Annotated in this window: 14 protein-coding genes; 9 read left to right on the top strand and 5 right to left on the bottom strand. The window is 54.9% G+C overall.

What is annotated here, in order from left to right; genetic code table 11:
- Positions 1-80 precede the first annotated feature (80 nt).
- From NST04_RS01400 to NST04_RS01385, 4 genes are all read left to right on the top strand, one after another.
- On the top strand, positions 81-992 hold the full coding sequence (locus NST04_RS01400) for an ABC transporter ATP-binding protein (RefSeq protein WP_341182867.1): 912 nt from the start codon (positions 81-83) through the stop codon (positions 990-992).
- Positions 989-1,705 carry an ABC transporter permease gene (locus NST04_RS01395; RefSeq protein ID WP_341182866.1) on the top strand — a complete coding sequence of 239 codons (717 nt, stop codon included), beginning with the start codon at positions 989-991 and terminating at the stop codon, positions 1,703-1,705. The genes NST04_RS01400 and NST04_RS01395 overlap by 4 nt, the downstream gene beginning before the upstream one ends.
- A 2-nt stretch (positions 1,706-1,707) precedes the next feature.
- A complete protein-coding gene (locus NST04_RS01390) occupies positions 1,708-2,445 on the top strand; it encodes an ABC transporter permease (protein WP_341182865.1) in 738 nt (245 codons plus the stop codon).
- 209 nt (positions 2,446-2,654) lie between these two features.
- Positions 2,655-3,020, top strand: coding sequence for an ArsR/SmtB family transcription factor (locus tag NST04_RS01385; protein ID WP_036732785.1), 366 nt, complete (start codon positions 2,655-2,657; stop codon positions 3,018-3,020).
- A gap of 370 nt (positions 3,021-3,390) precedes the next feature.
- Here the strand turns inward: NST04_RS01385 and NST04_RS01380 are convergent, their stop codons facing one another.
- Positions 3,391-4,440: a cation diffusion facilitator family transporter gene (locus NST04_RS01380; RefSeq protein ID WP_341182864.1), complete on the bottom strand. Its 1,050-nt coding sequence runs from the start codon at positions 4,438-4,440 to the stop codon at positions 3,391-3,393.
- Between the two features lie 214 nt (positions 4,441-4,654).
- Here NST04_RS01380 and NST04_RS01375 point away from each other — a divergent pair, with 214 nt between their 5' ends.
- Positions 4,655-6,982 (top strand): heavy metal translocating P-type ATPase, encoded by a 2,328-nt coding sequence (locus NST04_RS01375; protein WP_341182863.1) that lies wholly within the window; start codon positions 4,655-4,657, stop codon positions 6,980-6,982.
- A gap of 215 nt (positions 6,983-7,197) precedes the next feature.
- Positions 7,198-9,192 carry a methyl-accepting chemotaxis protein gene (locus NST04_RS01370; RefSeq protein WP_341185154.1) on the top strand — a complete coding sequence of 665 codons (1,995 nt, stop codon included), beginning with the start codon at positions 7,198-7,200 and terminating at the stop codon, positions 9,190-9,192.
- A gap of 91 nt (positions 9,193-9,283) precedes the next feature.
- Here the strand turns inward: NST04_RS01370 and NST04_RS01365 are convergent, their stop codons facing one another.
- The 3 genes from NST04_RS01365 to NST04_RS01355 all read right to left on the bottom strand — a co-directional run bounded on the left by NST04_RS01365 (position 9,284) and on the right by NST04_RS01355 (position 11,460).
- A complete protein-coding gene (locus NST04_RS01365) occupies positions 9,284-10,246 on the bottom strand; it encodes an L-lactate dehydrogenase (RefSeq protein WP_341182862.1) in 963 nt (320 codons plus the stop codon).
- Positions 10,247-10,523: 277 nt separating this feature from the next.
- Positions 10,524-11,030: a CcdC family protein gene (locus NST04_RS01360; protein ID WP_036702077.1), complete on the bottom strand. Its 507-nt coding sequence runs from the start codon at positions 11,028-11,030 to the stop codon at positions 10,524-10,526.
- 169 nt (positions 11,031-11,199) lie between these two features.
- Positions 11,200-11,460 (bottom strand): GlsB/YeaQ/YmgE family stress response membrane protein, encoded by a 261-nt coding sequence (locus NST04_RS01355; RefSeq protein ID WP_341182861.1) that lies wholly within the window; start codon positions 11,458-11,460, stop codon positions 11,200-11,202.
- A 258-nt stretch (positions 11,461-11,718) separates the two neighbouring features.
- On the opposite strand from NST04_RS01355, the gene NST04_RS01350 reads away from it, so the two are divergent.
- Positions 11,719-12,771, top strand: coding sequence for a lactonase family protein (locus NST04_RS01350; RefSeq protein WP_341182860.1), 1,053 nt, complete (start codon positions 11,719-11,721; stop codon positions 12,769-12,771).
- Between the two features lie 110 nt (positions 12,772-12,881).
- Here NST04_RS01350 and NST04_RS01345 read toward each other — a convergent pair whose 3' ends face one another.
- Entirely contained in the window at positions 12,882-15,209 is a 2,328-nt protein-coding gene (locus NST04_RS01345) for a poly(ethylene terephthalate) hydrolase family protein (protein WP_341182859.1), read from the bottom strand.
- A gap of 370 nt (positions 15,210-15,579) precedes the next feature.
- Here NST04_RS01345 and NST04_RS01340 point away from each other — a divergent pair, with 370 nt between their 5' ends.
- Both NST04_RS01340 and cysT read left to right on the top strand, forming a co-directional pair.
- On the top strand, positions 15,580-16,701 hold the full coding sequence (locus tag NST04_RS01340; protein ID WP_341182858.1) for a sulfate ABC transporter substrate-binding protein: 1,122 nt from the start codon (positions 15,580-15,582) through the stop codon (positions 16,699-16,701).
- A 30-nt stretch (positions 16,702-16,731) separates the two neighbouring features.
- The gene (gene cysT, locus NST04_RS01335) at positions 16,732-17,580 is read left to right on the top strand and encodes a sulfate ABC transporter permease subunit CysT (RefSeq protein WP_341182857.1); all 849 of its coding nucleotides are present in this window, start codon (positions 16,732-16,734) and stop codon (positions 17,578-17,580) included.
- The last annotated feature ends 69 nt before the right edge of the window (positions 17,581-17,649 follow it).

The following is a 17,649-nucleotide window of genomic DNA, read 5'->3' as shown; positions in this document are numbered from 1 at the left end:
CAATTTAAACGAAATTTAAACTTGCTGCTTCCGTGCTTTTAACCTTGGGGCGTTATGCTGTTACCGAGGTGAAGAGAAGAATGAAGGATACAGTGATAGAGACAAGAAATCTGCTTAAGGAATACCGCGGCCGTGCAGCTGTGAAGAACCTGAATCTCAATATAACAAAAGGGGAAATCTACGGGTTCCTCGGACCGAACGGTGCCGGCAAAACAACAACCATCCGCATGCTGCTCGGTCTGATCAAGCCGACCTCCGGCAGCATTGAAATCTTCGGCAAGGAGCTGCGTGCGAACCGGATGCAGATTCTGCGTAAGGTAGGCTCGCTGGTGGAATCACCGTCCTACTACGGTCATCTGAGTGCCTGGGACAACCTGGAAGCGATCCGCCGCATTCTGGGTGTGCCCAAGGTGCGCATTGCCGATGTGCTGGAGATCGTATCGCTTACCGGGGAGGAGAAGCGGCCGGTCAAGGGCTTCTCACTCGGTATGAAGCAGCGGCTGGGGATAGCGGCAGCTCTGCTGGGCAGCCCGGAGCTGCTGATTCTCGATGAGCCGACCAACGGGCTGGACCCGTCAGGCATACAGGAGATCCGCTCCCTGATTAAGCGGCTGCCCGCAGAGCAGGGGATTACGGTATTGGTATCCAGCCATCTGCTGAGCGAGATCGAGCAGATGGCCGGTACGGTCGGCATTATCCGCGAGGGGCAGATGGTCTATCAGGATACCATTGCCCATCTCCAGCAGCAGGCGGCCGGCCATCTGCGCCTGGCGTTATCCGAGCCGGAGACCGCGCTGATGACGGCAGTGCGGCGAGGCTGCGGCGGCGAGCTGCAGGAGGGCCGGCTGGTCCTGCCCCGGATGAGCGATGCGAGAGTATCGCTGCTGGTCAAGGAGCTGGTCGAGGAGGGCCATGCGATCTACAGGGTAGAGGAGCACAGGCAATCTCTGGAGGAATTCTTCCTGCAGGTGGTTGGGGGAGGGGAGCTATGATGTGGCGTGCGCTGTCGGCGGATTGGCTTAAGATCCGCGGCAAAGGCATATGGTTCCTCGCCTTTCTCGGTCCGCTGGGCCTCATCGCCATGCAGGGACTGAATTTCGGCCTCCGCTATGACTATCTTCGCGGGCAGTACCGGGAGGACCTGTGGGGTGGCCTGCTTAGTGAGGTTATACCCTTCGTACCGATTGCCCTCTATCTTGGAGGCACACTGATTCTCTCTCTGATTGCGAATGTCGAGCATCAGACCAGCGCCTGGAAGCAGCTTCTGGCGCTGCCTGTCTCCAGAACGGCTGTGTTCATGGCGAAGCTGCTGCTCTGCCTGCTGCTGCTTATCGTGTCTTGTCTGCTGCTGTCGGCGGGAACAGTCATTCTCGGGCTGCTGCTCGGCTTCGGTATTCAGCCGATACCGCTAACGGATGTCCTGCGGATGGGCTTCGCCGCTTATGCTGCGGCCATGCCTGTCATTGCACTCCAGCTGTGGCTGTCTCTAACCAGCCGGAACCAGACCCTTCCGGTATCGGTGGGGTTGACCTTGTCGCTGGTCAGCCCGTTCGGCTCGTACTTCACGCAGTGGTTCCCGCTCTCCTGGCCGGAATTAGCCTGGAGTGATCCGCGTCCTTGGCTGTTCAGCGGAGCCGGCCTGGTGCTTGGACTCCTGGTAATCCTGCCTGGAGCCATACATTTCGCGCGAAAGGATGTGGACTGAACATGCGGACTTTTCTGCGAATGATCTCGGCGGAATGCCTGAAGATAGCCGGATTCCGTACTTGGCTGTTGATTCTGCTCAGTCCGCTGGTCTCCCTCCCGATTGGTGCGCTTTCGGACATGCGGGAAAATCAGACAATTACCTGGCAGGTTCTACTGAGTACGATGTCAACGATACATGCGCTGCTGTTTCTTCCGGTGCTCTCAGGACTTTTCGCTGCCTTAATCTGCCGCAATGAGCATAGTGACGGCGGCTGGAAGCAGCTCCTGGCACTCCCGGTGACGCGGACTTCTGTATACTTTGCCAAATATGTATTGATTATAGCGCTGCTTGGTGCGGTGCAGCTGCTGTTTGTTGGAGGGGTTCTGGGGGTCGGATGGTATCGGGGCGCAGAAGGTGGAGTACCCTGGGAACTGCTGCTGAGCAGTCTGTTCGGTGGCTGGTTTGCCTGCCTGCCGCTGGCTGCCCTGCAACTGGCGATATCCCAGGGCTGGAGCAGCTTCGGCGCTCCGCTGGCGCTTAATGTTTGCTTCACCATTCCCAATATACTGATTGCCAATTCCTCCACCTACGGCCCATATTATCCATGGGTACAACCGATGCTGGCCATGTCCCCCTTCGGCGAAGAGCGGTTCGGCGCTTTTAACCTGCCGCTGGAGAGCCTGATGATTGTCGTGGCGGGGAGCCTGCTTCTGTTCCTGGGTGCTGGCTTGATAGCCTTTTGGCGTAAGGCGGTATAAGGTTAGCAGGTATCGGAATGCGGCTGGCGTGAAATGAATGCTCGAAGCGAACCCGAACGCAAGGCTATACACCGCCGTATGTTTGAATGAATTCCTTTGCACATTTCCCTTCTCCATGGACATTGGACGCCATTTTTTCTATAATTAATCGTAGAAGATACTATTAAGCGCCGGTGATGCCGGATGAGCATATGGAGGAGGGCGGGAGCATGGAACCAGCGGCACTTGAAGAATGTGACAACACCTGTAATGGTTCCGAACTGGAACCGGAATCTATGGCCTTGATTCTGCCGGACCGTGAGATTACAGATAAGATGGCAGAAATGTTCAAGGCACTGGGTGATCCGACAAGAGTTCGGCTGATCTACGCGTTATCCCAGCAGGAGCTATGTGTGCATGACTTGTCCTCCATACTGGATATGGGACAGTCGGCAGTCTCCCATCAGCTCCGCTATCTGCGGAACCTGCGGATTGTGAAGCGCCGCAAGGAAGGCAAGACCGTATATTATTCGCTGAATGATGCACATGTGGAGCAGATCTTCCTGCAGACCCATGAGCATATCCGGCATGAATAGATTGTTATGGCAGGAAAAGGGGCTGTCCCTAAGCCAGGTAGTGGCTTGGGGCAGCCCTTTTATATTATGATGTGCGATAAACCAAATGTAGGTGGAAAACAGCATACATTTGGTGGTCGTGAGGGCAAGTGGTTCGAATATATGTGGAAAACAGCATACAAGTGGTGGTCGTGAGGACAAGTGGCCCGAATGTATGTGGAAAACAGCATACAATCGGTCGTTGTGAGGGCAAGTGGCCGAATGTATGTGGAAAACAGCATACAATCGGCAGGCCTACAGAATCGTTCCTCGGACTCCCACAAAATTCCTCGGACTCTATCAGAACCCCTCGGACTCCCTCATTCTCCCTTACCTGCGTACCACCTCTTCCTCAAACCGGAAGGTGACCATGCTTCACAGCAGAATTCTCAATCTGCAATGTGGAGTGCTGGATGCCGAAATTCTCTTCCACTAATTGAAGTGCCTGCTGCAGCACCTGCTCCGTATTCACCCCGTCTCTGATCAGCAGATGACCGCTGAGAGCATCCAGGCCGGAGGTGATGGTCCAGATATGCAGGTCATGCACATCCTGAACCCCTTCAATTTGTAGTAGCGCCTTCTTGACCTCTTCGGCATTCACGCTAAGCGGAGTTCCTTCCATAAGGATATGGAAGGCCTGCTTGATGACGCCCCAGGCGCTGCGCAGAATCAGCAGGGCGACCAGCACACTGATGATAGGATCTGCGACATACCAGGAGAACAGGTTCATGATCAGGCCAGCCGCCAGCGCGCCGACGGAGCCGAGAGCATCACTGATGACATGCAGGTAAGCGCTGCGGATATTGATATTGTCTTTAGCCCCGCTTTTGCGCATCAGTGACCACGCGCTGACGAGATTGGCCAGCAATCCGACACTGGCAATCAGCATCATCGTTCCGCTGGCTACCGCCGGAGGGGCGGAGAAGCGCTGGAAAGCTTCATACATAATGAATCCGGCAATGACGAACAGGGTTACCCCGTTGAACAAGGCTGCCATAATCTCGAACCGGTGGAAGCCGTAGGAGTTCTTGGCGGATGCCGGCTTCACCGCGATAATCATTGCCACAAGACTAAGGGCAAGGGACGCGGTGTCGCTGAGCATATGCCCCGAGTCAGACAAGAGAGCCAGGCTCCCGGTGAACAGGCCGCCGAAGAATTCAAGGAACATAATGCCGCCGGTGATGATTAAGGCGATCAGCAGGCCCTTTTTATTATCCGGTGCGTGGGAATGTGAATGGGAGTGGGAATGTGAATGCCCTTCAGAGTGCGAATGAGCGTGTGAATCGCTGTGCGTATGCTCTGCATTCTCATGACCGGCGTGCTCCGATCCACTGCTGTTCGAAGCTGTTACATTCTGATGCTGTCCAGAAGGTATAACGTTGTTCATTTTGGAATTGTTCATTAGATAGGACCTCTTTTCAGTTAACATATGAATGATTGCTCATATGTTAATATTATGTCGTCTGCAATTAAATTACAAGCTTTTCTTATTTTTATTTTGCCACAATCTGTGGGCTGAATGCATTGACACTGTATGTTTCAGGAGAATATAATAGGTGTAAGTTAACATATGAACAAATACTCATATATAGGGACGATCAAGGGAGATGAGTCATTTGAGTACGGTAGAAGACAATGTGAAGCGGAAATGGGTACTGGATGGGCTGGACTGCGCGAACTGCGCAATGAAAATCGAGAATAAGGTCAAGAAGATTGAAGGTGTGTCCTCCTGCACCGTCAACTTCGCCACCAAGACCATGACACTGGAGACAACGGCTGCTGCTGCGGATGAGATCGCCGGGCAGGCTGAGCAGACGGTAACCAAACTGGAGCCGCATGTGAAGCCGCGGGCGGTTCAAGCTTCGCGGGCTGTTAAGAAGCCCTTGTCTGCGGAGGGTGCAGCTCAGGTGCGCGGCGTAGCGGTTCAAGGACAGGGCCATGTTCACAACCACGGCGAACCGCACGGTCATGAGCATACCCACGGGGAAGGGCATTCCCATGAAGACGGGCACAAGCATTCACATGCTGCTGAGCACAGCCACAGTCATGAGGATTCCCATGGCCACGGACACAGCCACGAGCATGGGGAGGGCGATACGCGCCGCATCCTGATGCGGCTGGGCGGCGGTGCCATTCTGGCTGCTGCCGGGATGTTCCTGCCGGTCAGCGGGATCACCGAGCTGCTGATTTTCCTGGCAGCCTATCTGATTGTCGGCGGTGAGGTTGTCTTCTCCGCTGCCCGGAATATTGTAAGAGGCCAGGTGTTCGATGAGAACTTCCTGATGGCCCTTGCGACCATCGGTGCCTTCGCTATCGGCGAATATCCTGAAGGCGTTGCGGTTATGCTCTTCTATCAGGTAGGAGAGCTGTTCCAGGGTATGGCTGTGAACCGTTCACGCCGTTCGATTACAGCGCTCATGGATATCCGGCCGGAGTTCGCCTATCTGAAGGAAGGCAATAATCTGCGCAAGGTGTCCCCCGAAGAGGTTAGAGTAGGAGACAGCATCGTGGTTAAGCCCGGCGAGAAGGTTCCGCTGGACGGGATTATTCTTGAGGGCAGCGCGATGATGGATACCTCGGCGCTGACCGGAGAATCGGTTCCCCGCTCGACACAGCCGGGAAGCCAGGTGCTGAGCGGATTCATTAACCGCAATGGCGTGATTACCATTGAAGTGACTAAGGACTTCGGCGAATCCGCCGTCTCGCAGATTCTGGAGCTGGTGCAGAATGCTACGAATAACAAAGCGAAGACAGAGAACTTCATCACCAAATTCGCCCGTGCCTATACGCCGGTTGTAGTGATAACAGCGCTGCTGCTGGCAGTGGTTCCGCCGCTGGTGCTGAGCGGAGCCACCTTCTCGGACTGGATCTACCGTGCACTGGTCTTCCTTGTTATCTCTTGCCCTTGTGCGCTGGTCGTGTCGATTCCCCTCGGGTTCTTCGGCGGTATTGGGGCCGCGTCCAGAAACGGGATTCTGGTGAAGGGCAGCAACTATCTGGAAGCCTTGAATGATGTGAAGATCGTTGTGTTCGATAAGACAGGAACCTTGACCAAAGGCCAGTTCACGGTAACCGGCAATGTTCCGGCGGAAGGCTTCACAAGGCAGGAGCTGCTGCGGGTAGCGGCTTATGCAGAGAGCCATTCCAGCCATCCGATTGCGGAATCTATCCGTGCAGCCTATGGCGAAGCTATTCCTGGCGAAGCCATTACCGACTATAACGAAATCTCCGGCCACGGCATCGCCGTTACCGTGGAGGGGAAGGCAGTGCTGGCCGGGAATGCGCGGCTGATGGAGCGTGAAGGGATTGCCAGTGTAACCCCGCAGGAGTACGGGACGATCGTTCATATTGCGGTAGATAAGCGCTACGCAGGCTATCTCGTCATTGCAGATGAAGTGAAGGACGATTCCCTTAAGGCCATTCAGGCTCTGAATGCACTGGGAATCCGCAAGACGGTTATGCTGACTGGTGACGCTGCTCCGGTAGCCGAGTCTGTCGGCAGACAGCTGGGCATTCAGGAGATCCATGCAGAGCTGCTGCCGGGAGATAAGGTCGCGGCGATTGAACAGCTAGAGCGGGAAAAGGGGCCGAAGGAGAAGATCATTTTTGTCGGGGACGGGATTAATGATACTCCGGTGCTGGCCAGAGCGGATGTCGGAATCGCCATGGGCGGACTTGGCTCGGATGCGGCCATCGAGGCTGCGGATATTGTAATTATGACGGATGAGCCTTCCAAAATCGCCTCAGCCATCGGCATCGCCAAGCGGACGCGGACCATTGTCTGGCAGAACATTGCTTTTGCGCTGGGAGTCAAAGCGGTCTTCCTGCTGCTGGGAGCATTCGGGATTGCCACCATGTGGGAGGCCGTATTCTCAGATGTCGGAGTCACTGTACTCGCTGTACTGAACAGTATGCGCGCCTTACAGCCGCCGAAGCCGGTATAATCTTGTGATAGGAATCGATAATGAAATAATTATGAAAAGTATAAGCCTTAATGATCCTAATTTTTGGGTCTTAAGGCTTATTTTTATTGCATGTATTATGCTTTTTGTCTATTTATGCCGATATATCAATATATATTTACAGCATATGGAAGACCACAATGGGTTTCTAGGGGGATTTTGCGGTGAATGAGGCAAGTGTACGGTCAAAATTGAAAATGAATGCAAAGAATGGAAAATCATTATCTCTGCAAAGCAAGTATTCGCTTGTTATTTTGGCAATTGCTATTGTACCTCTGCTTGGTGTCACGATTTTTTTCATGCAGTACTTCGGGGGTGTAACCAGAGACGACAGTGAAGAGCTCGCCCAGAATATTCTGGAGATGAATACAACACGGATCGTAGAGTGGCTGGATACGCGGACGTCTGCGGTTCAGGAGCTGATTGCGCAGCATCCTGAATTCGATACCGCAAGACCGGATACTATTTTTCCTGTGGTCAAGGTACTCGAAGAGAGCGATACTCAGTCTGAAGGCTACAGCGTCATTAACAAGCAAGGCATTCTGGCCAATTCCCTTAAGCTTACGGCGGATGTAGGGCAATCGGCATATTTCCTGCAGGCGAAGGAGAGTCTTGCTCCGGCGGTAGCGGAGATGTCTTATCTGGAACAGCTCAGCAAATATATTATCCCGGTATTCGTTCCGGTTGTGGACAAGGACAAGCAGTTTGGCGGCGGTATCGCCTTCTCGGTGACACCGGACATTCTGATGGAAATGGGCAAAAATATCCACGTGGGCGATACCGGCTACGGATACGTAATCTCGGGCAAGGGGGATTATTACGCCTACTCCGAGACCGAGCGGATCGGCAAGAATATCGCAGATTACGCGAAGACAACAGAGATGAAGCAGGCTGTAGAGCATATTCTCGGCAAGGAAGCAGGCTCGGAGGCCTATAAGGGAGAGGACGGCAAACAGGTGATTACCTATTTCCGTACCGTCCCGGGCACAGACTGGAAGCTGCTGATTACGGTTCCCAAAAGCGAGATTACCGCCAAAGTCACCTCAGCCCAGCGGATATCCATATTGTTCATTGTAATCATCATACTGGCGGTCATTGCCTTGGCCTTGTATCTGACCCGTCTGATTGTGAAGCCGATTGTGGCGATCTCCGGGGTGATGAAGAAAGTAGCGGACGGCCATCTCAGCGAGCGGGTGACCGTGCGCTCGGGTGATGAGATCGGCCAGATGAGCCAGAGCATTAATGATATGATCGGATCATTGTCCGGCATTGTCGGCAAAATCGATGCCACTGTAGCGCAGGTTGCTGTCTCGGCAGAAAGCGTACTGAATTACGCCAGTCAGACCTCGAATACGTCAGCGGAGATTGAGACGGTCGTCCAGGAAGTCGCTCAGGGAATGAGAGAGCAGTTCAAGGGCTCGGAGCAGGCGGCCAGAGCTACGGAGGAGATGGCGATCGGGCTGCAGCGGATTGCGGAATCCTCCGTCAATGTGTCCGACCAGGCAGAGACGGTCAGCACCGAGGTCGAGAATGGCTATGTGGAGATTCAATCCACGCTTAAGCAGATGACTGTCATTAGCGGCGCTGCGGAGGAGACTTCGGCTCTGATCAGCAATCTGAGCGGACAATCCGAACAGATTGGGCAGATTGTTGATGTAATCTCGGAAATCTCCAATCAGACGGGGCTGTTATCCCTCAATGCGTCGATTGAAGCGGCGAGAGCAGGCGAGCACGGGCGCGGGTTCGGCGTGGTGGCGAATGAAGTGAAGAAGCTGGCGGAGCGCACGAACAGTGCCATTGTGAACATTGTGGAGCTGATCCGTCAGATTCAGGAATCGACCAGAGCGGCCGAGGTCTCTATGGAGAAGAGCATTGCTGAGATCGGAGACGGGATGGGGAAAATGCAGAACGTAGGCACCTCCTTCGACCATATCCGTTCGTCCATCCGTGAGGTATCGGTTCAGATCCAGGACGTTTCTGCCGTTAATGAGCAGATGTCCGCCGGGACAGAGGAGATTACAGCCTCTATCTCCGATATGCTGATTATTGCCAGAGATTCTGCCGAGAGCGCCGAGATGGTGGCGGAGGCTTCTACCGAGCAGCGGAATCTGATGGGCCAGGTCGTCACCTCAGCCGAATCCCTCAACCAGTTAATGAGCGAATTGCGGAGCGAGATCGAGAAGTTTCAATAATATCAGTTAAAATTATCGCAAACACCCCTCAGCCGCACAGGTTACTGTGTGAAGCAGAGGGGTGTTTGCTGTATAGGCTGTGCTGTTAAGCTTAGTGCTGCTCCTCCAGCGTGAGGCTATCAATTCCCGCGCGGATGATGCTGCAGGAGGCGGTGAATTTGGCCATCTCCGTATCGCTGAGATTCAGCTCCAATAGTTCCTGAATGCCGTTGCTGCTAATAATGGCCGGCACTCCGGCACATACGCCGCTTTGTCCGTATTCCCCGTCCAGGATGGCGGAGACGGCGATGATTTTGTGCTCGTCATTCAGAATGGAGCGGGTGATATAGGCGAGCGCGCTGCCGATTCCGAAGTGAGTTGAGCCCTTGCGTGTAAAAATCTCCCAGCCGGCATCCTTCGTCTTGCGGGCGATATCCTCCAGGTCCAGGCTGCTGAAGCGCTCGCGGTGCTGCTCCATAATCTGCAGAATCGGCTTGCCGCCGATGGTTACATGGGACCAGGCCACAAACTGCGACTCTCCGTGCTCGCCAAGGGCGTAACCGTTGACGCTGCGCGGATCGATCGTGAACACCTCCGACAGCAGTGTCTTCAGCCGGGAAGAGTCAATGGAGGTGCCTGTGCCGATCACCCGGTGCCGCGGCAGGCCGGAGACCTGCCAGACCATATAAGTCACAATATCTACAGGGTTCGCAGCGACGACGAAGATACCATCGAAGCCGCCTGCCATAATCTCGGTGATGATCTCCCGGGTAATTGCAGCAGCGGCATCCAGTACATCCAGCCGGGTCTGCCCCGGCTTGGGATTGGCGCCTGCCGTCAGAATGACGACATCCATCCCCGCACAGTCGCTTGCGGTGCCGGCATAGACCTTGGTGCGTGTTCCGGTGAAGTCCATGCAGTGCGAGAGATCAAGCGCTTGTGCCATGGCGCGGTCGTAGGTGCGGTCGATCATCATGATCTCATCGCATACGGCTTGATTCACCATGGAATAGGCAACGCTTGAGCCGACCATGCCGGAGCCGACGATTGCTACTTTTCTCGATTTACTTTTCAATTGCCCCGTCCCCACTCTCTACAAGTATGGTACTATTCTAACCGATCTCATCGCAAGTTACCTGACATAGCACCGAAAATGCCCGCTGCCCCCGTCCGTTATTTAGCCACAATTCACATGGAAGGTAAGAGTATCAGGGTTCTTATGAACTATAATATGCAGCTGATGGGCATTTGGGAAGGCAGAAGGAAAGGGTGTCCCCGGCAGTCATCCCTAAGGCTGCCGGGGACACCCCCCTTTTTTTTACATGAAATCAATGTCTTAACCCTCTTCGCGCCTAGACCCGGGGCTGCGGAATCTGCGGCTCGGCAGGCAACATTCCGGTATAGTGCTTATACATGAACAGTCTCCAGTGGAGGATCATGCCGAAGGCCAGAATGAAGAATAATCCGCCGGACTGCGGAACGGATACATACCGGTTGATGAACTCATGGAGCAGGGTGCGGACCAGCAGCAGTCCAAGCAGAATGAACGCGAAGCTCTTGGAGCGCTGGGCATAGATCAGCCCTTCACGTTCTTCGAACCGCGTACTGCGGATTAGCGGATAGGCAAAAATAAACCAGCCGACCAGGAAAGCCGCGGCCGCCCACCACCAGGGGAAGCGCACTTCCGGTACTACGAACATGGCGAAGCCGGTGGACATGCCAAGCGGCGGAATCCATATTTTGCGGATGGTTACCGGGCGGGCACTGGCCTTCATGCGGATGAAAATCACCATCAGCGCCATGAATACGGCCCCCAGCGTGGAGCCCACATGCAGAAGTGAGGGGTTGATGTTACCCATAATTCACTGTCCTCTCTGTGATTTCGGTCACTATTGTCTTCATTATAGCAGATAATGAACGGATTTCAGAATGAGATACACACAGCAAACCCGCCTGGGATCTAACCCCCGGCGGGTCTGCTTGCTAAGTATAGTTCAGCAGCTTCATCAAAGAATGCTGCCATAGAGCTTAAGAACGGCTACGTCCGCCAACCGAACGCAGAATCAGGCTTACGATAAAGATCAGAACCACGGCACCGATCAATGAAGGGAAGACATAGTAGTCGCTGACCTTAGGTCCCCAGCTTCCCAGCAGCATGCCGCCCAGCCATGAACCGAGAATACCAGCGATAATGTTGCCAATAACTCCGCCCGGAATGTCCCGACCCATAATCAACCCGGCCAGCCAACCAATTACGCCACCAACAATCAACATCCATAGTAAACTCATTTACTTTCAGCTCCTTTTGTGTTTGTTGTCTTCGATGGTTACTATTAACCTCATGCTCAGCGTTTAAACCAGTGTTAAATTTTGCCGGCACACATTTATTTAGTATTCCAGTCTGTCCAATTTTATGCTGTTTAACCCTGATAAGGTTGCGGGTACATAAAGATGTTATAGTGAATTAATGGATGGCCCGCTGAGTAAGAATAGGGCTGTACAGGTTATATAAGATTATATACTTTATAATAAAAAGGAGCCGCAGCCATGCACCAGCCAAATGAAGTATTATTCTATATTGGAACGTACAACAGTAAGGAGAAAGAGGCCATCCTGCTCGGTGCGCTGGATAAGGAGACCGGAGAAATGAGGCTTATGGGCGGTACCCGGGGGACCCGGAATCCTTCCTATCTGGCGGTCAATGCGGCACAGACTGCATTATATGCAGTGAGCGAGCAGGATGAGGGTGAGGTTCATGCCTATGCGATTGATCCCGGCAGCAAAGCTCTGCATCCGCTAGGCAGCAGAGCGACCGGAGGCGGCGCACCTTGTTATGTCTCGGTGGCTCCGCAGGGAGATTACATAGCCGTGTCTAACTATACGGGAGGCAATGTCAATGTGTTCCCGCTGAACCCGGACGGGTCCTTGCAGGAGATGTCTTCCCAGGTGAAGCATGAGGGCTCGGGAATCCGCAGCGACCGCCAAGAGGCGCCCCATCCTCATTCGGTGATCCCGGACAAGACGGGTGAACATGTGCTGGTCTGTGATCTTGGTCTTGACCAGATCGTGATCTACCGGGTGGAGGACGGAAAACTGGTCACTCACCGGGAGGTGGACCTTCCTCCAGGCTCAGGACCGCGCCATCTGGCGGTGCATCCTTCGCGGCAATGGATCTATCTGGTCAATGAACTAAATAACTCGGTCACCGTGTTCGCTAATGACGAGCTTCAAGGTAATCTGAAGCTCCTGCAGAGTATCAGCAGCCTTCCAGAGCACTATACGGCGGGAAGTGATGATACGGCTGCCGATATCCATGTATCGCCGTGCGGACGCTACCTCTACGTATCCAACCGGGGACATGACAGCATCGCACTATTCTATATCGATAAGGCTACAGGTCTGCTGGAAGCGGAGGACTGGGTGATCTCCGGAGGACGGACACCGCGCAACTTCGCTCTGATCGGCGGCATGCTGCTCGCCGCTAACCAGAACAGCGGCAATATTGCCTCCTTCCGCATAGACAGCGAGACCGGGCGGCTGATCCCTACCGGCAATGAGCTGGAAGTGCCGGCACCTGTCTGCCTTGTAGCCCTGGATTAACCAGCATAAGGACCGCTGTGCAGGAGCAGCAAAGCCCCCTGTCCGCAGTATGGCGGACAGGGGGCAATTTAGGCTGTTGTTATTTATTTTATAGATAGAATGATGTCCGGTTAATACACTCCTGTCAGCGGGTCCTCCCGCTCGTAGAAGCCGATGTCGTCCAGCATGATCTTGTCTTCTGAGCCTTGCAGATAAAAAGTGATATCAGTCAGACTATCCGGATCAAGCTCCGGTTCTTCCTCAAGGAACAGCTCGAAGGGCAGCTTGTACGTCTGGTAGACTGCTTCCGAAAGGTTGCTGAATTTGCCGTCACTGATCCGCTCCTCCAGCCACGGACTAAGCGTGAATTCAGTCTGCGGGAGCGGCAGAATATCCATCACCTCGTCCAGGGGGATTCTTGCGGCGGTGTCGTTGCTGTCAGTCAGCTCCACCTCCACATCCGGGGAGAGCCCAGCTTCCGGCAGCGGCCCGGCATCGCCGTCCTGGTTAGGATCGGAGTTATGGTTCGCCAGGGAGAAGGTGAGCCCCTCTACAGCTGGGGATTCCGCAAGCGTCCGGGTCAGCGTATCGCTGAGCCTAATGCTGTAAGCAGCCTCGGCGTCCGCAGACTCCTGCTCCGGGCTTGCGCTGCGCTCCAGCAGGATACCGTAAGAGGGCTTATTGTTCCGTTCACGGTCCTTCGCGGCCTCTTCGCTCCATTGAAGCCCCGTAGTCGCAGAGACGGTCCCGCCCTGAACGATGCCTCTGTTGCGGTCTTCATCATAGTCCGCTACCGTGATATAGGACCCGCTCTGGAAGCGGTTATAATAGGCGGTATCCGGCAGCCACCGGGCGCCGCTGCGGTAATCGCGGAACAATTGCCGGTACTCGGTTCTCCCGTGCAGCGTGTTCTCCAGGAAGGCAGAGACATAGACCTTGGCGATTCTCCGCTGCTCCTCCCCGTCCATGATCCGGGAACGCTTCAGGAACAGGCCGGTCGGCAGCGTCTGGTCATATAGCCCCCAGTCCGTATTGAACTGGCTATGGTTGGCATCGGCGATGTAGAGCGAGCTTTTGAAGCCGGGGGTATTGCCGGTGTAGGAAGAACGCATATATTGCCGGTCCCCGTAGAAATCATGCACATCGCCGTCACGGGCGCCCTGCAGTGTCAGATAGCTCACATCGGTTAGACGGGCCTGCTTGCTGTCGATCATTTTATCCGTAGGGGCCAGGGCAATGACCGAAGAGATATGGAACTGCTGAATAGCATCCAGAACCGGATCACTGCTGAACCAGCGTGATGCATCCGCAGCCATGGCTACAGCCTGGCCGCCCCGACTGTGGCCGAGCAGCGCAACAGAGTCATAATCTACCTTCTGATAGAAGGGAGTGCCGGGCTGCTCCGCGAAGCTGCCGATCTGCTGCAGATGCTTCAGAATCATCCAGGTCCGCGCTTTGAAGTCATTGTCCGGAATACCTGACCAGGCTGAATAATTCAGGAAATTCTCATCCAGGGTGACCGCGATGAAGCCCCGGCTGGCCAGTAATTCACCAAGATAGGCGTAGCCGCCCTCGGAGAAGTCCTCCATCATATGGTTGCCATGCACCATGAGCACCAGCGGATACGGCCCGTCCCCGTCCGGCATCCATACTCTGGCATTCAGCGGGAGGGAAGCGGGATCGAATCCCCAGAACAGAGTCCGCAGCACAGGCCAGGAAGAGATATACCGGGTAGCATCCACGGAAGCAGAGGTTAGCAGAACATCCTTGCTGTACTCCTTGCGTTGCAGATCCTTGCCGCTTCCATAGGTGAAGCTGTGGAATGTATAGCCGCCCGGCTGTGCGGGATCATCTGCAAGTAAGGGAAGCACCTGTCCGTCCGCCGCCAGACTCTGAAGCGAGGGTACCGGTACCGGACTGCTCCCCGTCCCAGAGCCATAGGCCAGTGCGAAGGGGGAGAGGAGGAGTGCCGCTGCCAGCAGACTGCCGCTGAGCATTCTGCGGGTCCGCAGCAGGCCGGCCGCAAGTCCCCCTAACCCGAAGGCCAAGGCTGCGATACAGGCGATAACGGCTGCAGCTTCAAGCTCCAGATCGGAAAAATATAAGATTAGCAATACAGTCCCATAGGTGCTGAGCAAAGAGCCTGCGAACAGATGCGGAAACCGCAGTCCGGTTAGAGAGAGCAGCACAGCCAGCAGATTGCTGGCCAGCGCCATAACAAGCGTTCCTGCGCCAACTGCCAGCATAATATCTGCTGCGCTTCCGAGTCCGGTAGGAATACCCATAATAACTATAGAAAAAGCCAGAATGCATAGCGTCCAAGGGCCGCTGAGCGCAGTCCTCCATAAATTAGTATCATACCTGTACGTTTCCAGAATGCGTCTGCCCAGTTCTTTGAGTACGCGCCTGTGCAGCCGCGGTCCCTGCGGCGCGGGGCCATACTCCAAATCCATTCCCATGATTATTTCCCCCGGTGCTTTTTTCACTCTATTTTTTCACTCTATTAGATGTAAGCAATGATATTACTTTGGGGCAGCAATAACAAGTGGAGCTTACAGGAACGGGCGCCACTTCCTGCCCGGGGCCCGTCGATCGACGTCTTTCATTCAAAGTGAAAAAAAGGTTTGACAGCGCGGAAGGTGTTCAGTATTATATCTGTATAACCTACTAAATGGGTAGGAATAATCAAATAAGTTCTTACCGTACAGACGGAGGAACGCCTGCTTCAGGCTCGCAGATACGTGTCTACAAGACCGGTTTGACTTGCCGCAAGCGGGCTTTCCTGCGTCTGTTGCTTGTTACAAGACTATTATGGGGGAGTGGGCTAAGATGACAAAAGGGATCAAGAAGGGGCTTCTAGCCGGGTTTGCATTGATATTGACGGCAGGGCTTACAGCTTGCGGGAACAGTAATGCAGGGAATAGTGCGGGTGCAGGAACGGCGGCCCCGGCCGCGGCAGAAGCGGCTGCGAATGCATCTTCCGCACCGGAAGCCACCCAGACACAGGCCAAAGATCCGGTCGAGCTGCTGAATGTATCCTACGATCCAACGCGTGAGCTGTATGAGAACTACAACAAGGCCTTCGCCGCCTATTGGGAGCAGGAGACCGGCCAGAAGGTAACCGTCAAGCAATCGCATGGCGGATCGGGCAAGCAGAGCCGGGCTGTGCTGGATGGCCTGGAGGCAGATGTCGTTACGCTGGCGCTTGGATATGACATTGATGCGCTTCAGGAGGCTGGGCTGATCGGCGCGGACTGGCAGAGTAAATATGAGCATAACAGCTCCCCGTATACCTCCACCATCGTCTTCCTGGTCCGCAAAGGCAACCCGAAAGGCATCAAGGACTGGCCCGATCTGCTGAAGGAGGGCGTAGAGGTCATCACTCCTAACCCCAAGACCTCCGGCGGTGCCCGCTGGAACTACCTGGCTGCCTGGGGCTATGCGCTGGACCACAATAATAATGATGAAGCCAAGGCCCAGGAATTCGTGCAAAAGCTGTTCAAGAATGTACCTGTCCTGGATACCGGAGCGCGCGGCTCGACCACTACCTTCGTGGAACGCGGCATCGGAGATGTGCTGATTGCCTGGGAGAATGAGGCGTATCTGTCCATCAAGGAGCTGGGTCCGGACAAATTCGAGATTGTGAATCCGTCAGAGAGTATTCTGGCTGAGCCGCCGGTTGCAGTGGTGGATAAGGTGGTCGATAAAAGAGGAACGCGCGAGGTAGCAGATGCCTACCTGAAATATCTCTACACCGAGGAAGGCCAGAAGATTGCTGCCGAGAACTATTACCGTCCGACCCTGGATAGCGTGAAGGCCGAGTTCAAGGATCAATTCCCGGAGATCAAGCTGTTCACCCTGGCGGATAAATTCGGAACCTGGAAGGAGACCCAGGCGAAGCACTTCAATGACGGCGGGATTTTCGACAAAATCTACGTGCCGGGCAGCTGATAGCGGAGTTTTGAAAGGATGAATGGGCACATGAATGTCACGACCAAAGCTGCTGCAAGGACGGTACGGCGCAGGCTGCTGCCGGGGTTCGGGATTACAATGGGGTTCAGCGTACTCTATCTGAGTCTTGTGGTCCTGCTGCCGCTGTCCGCACTGCTCTTCAATTCAACGGGGCTGAGCTGGGCCAAGTTCTGGGATGTGGCTACGGATGCCCGCGTCCTGGCCTCCTACCGTGTCAGTCTGAGTACGGCGGGCGCTGCGGCCCTGATCAATGTATTTCTGGGACTGCTGCTGGCCTGGGTGCTGGTGCGGTATGAATTCCCCGGTAAAAGAATCTTCGACGCCCTGATCGACCTGCCGTTCGCGCTCCCTACAGCCGTAGCGGGCGTATCGCTGACCGCCCTCTATTCCCAGAACGGCTGGATCGGCTCCCTGCTAACCCCGCTGGGGTTCAAGGTAGCCTTCACCCCGCTAGGCATCACGCTGGCGCTGATGTTCATCGGCATTCCCTTTGTCGTCCGCACAGTGCAGCCGGTGCTGGAGGATCTGGAGCGGGACATGGAGGAAGCCGCTGCTACGCTGGGGGCAGGACGCGGGCGCACCTTCCTGCGGATTGTCCTGCCGGAGCTGCTCCCCCCGCTGCTTACGGGCTTCGCCCTGGCGTTCGCCCGGGGCATCGGCGAGTACGGCTCTGTCGTGTTCATCTCCGGCAATATGCCGATGCGCACCGAGATTGCCCCGCTGCTGATCATGTCCAAGCTGGAGCAGTTCGATTACGCCGGAGCGACCGCTGTAGCCCTGATTCTGCTGCTGCTCTCCTTCCTGATGCTGCTGGTCATCAACAGCCTTCAGCACTGGGCGCGGAGGAGCTCCCGATGAGGGAGGGCGAGTTTTATTGCGAAGTTAATCAATGAAGTAGGGCTTCATAAAACTTTAGGAGGAATAAAT

The organism is Paenibacillus sp. FSL H7-0756 (assembly GCF_038006765.1).
Lineage (GTDB): Bacteria > Bacillota > Bacilli > Paenibacillales > Paenibacillaceae > Paenibacillus_AQ.
The sequence above is the reverse complement of the archived record's forward strand: the minus strand, read 5'-3'. Positions and strand labels throughout refer to the sequence as shown.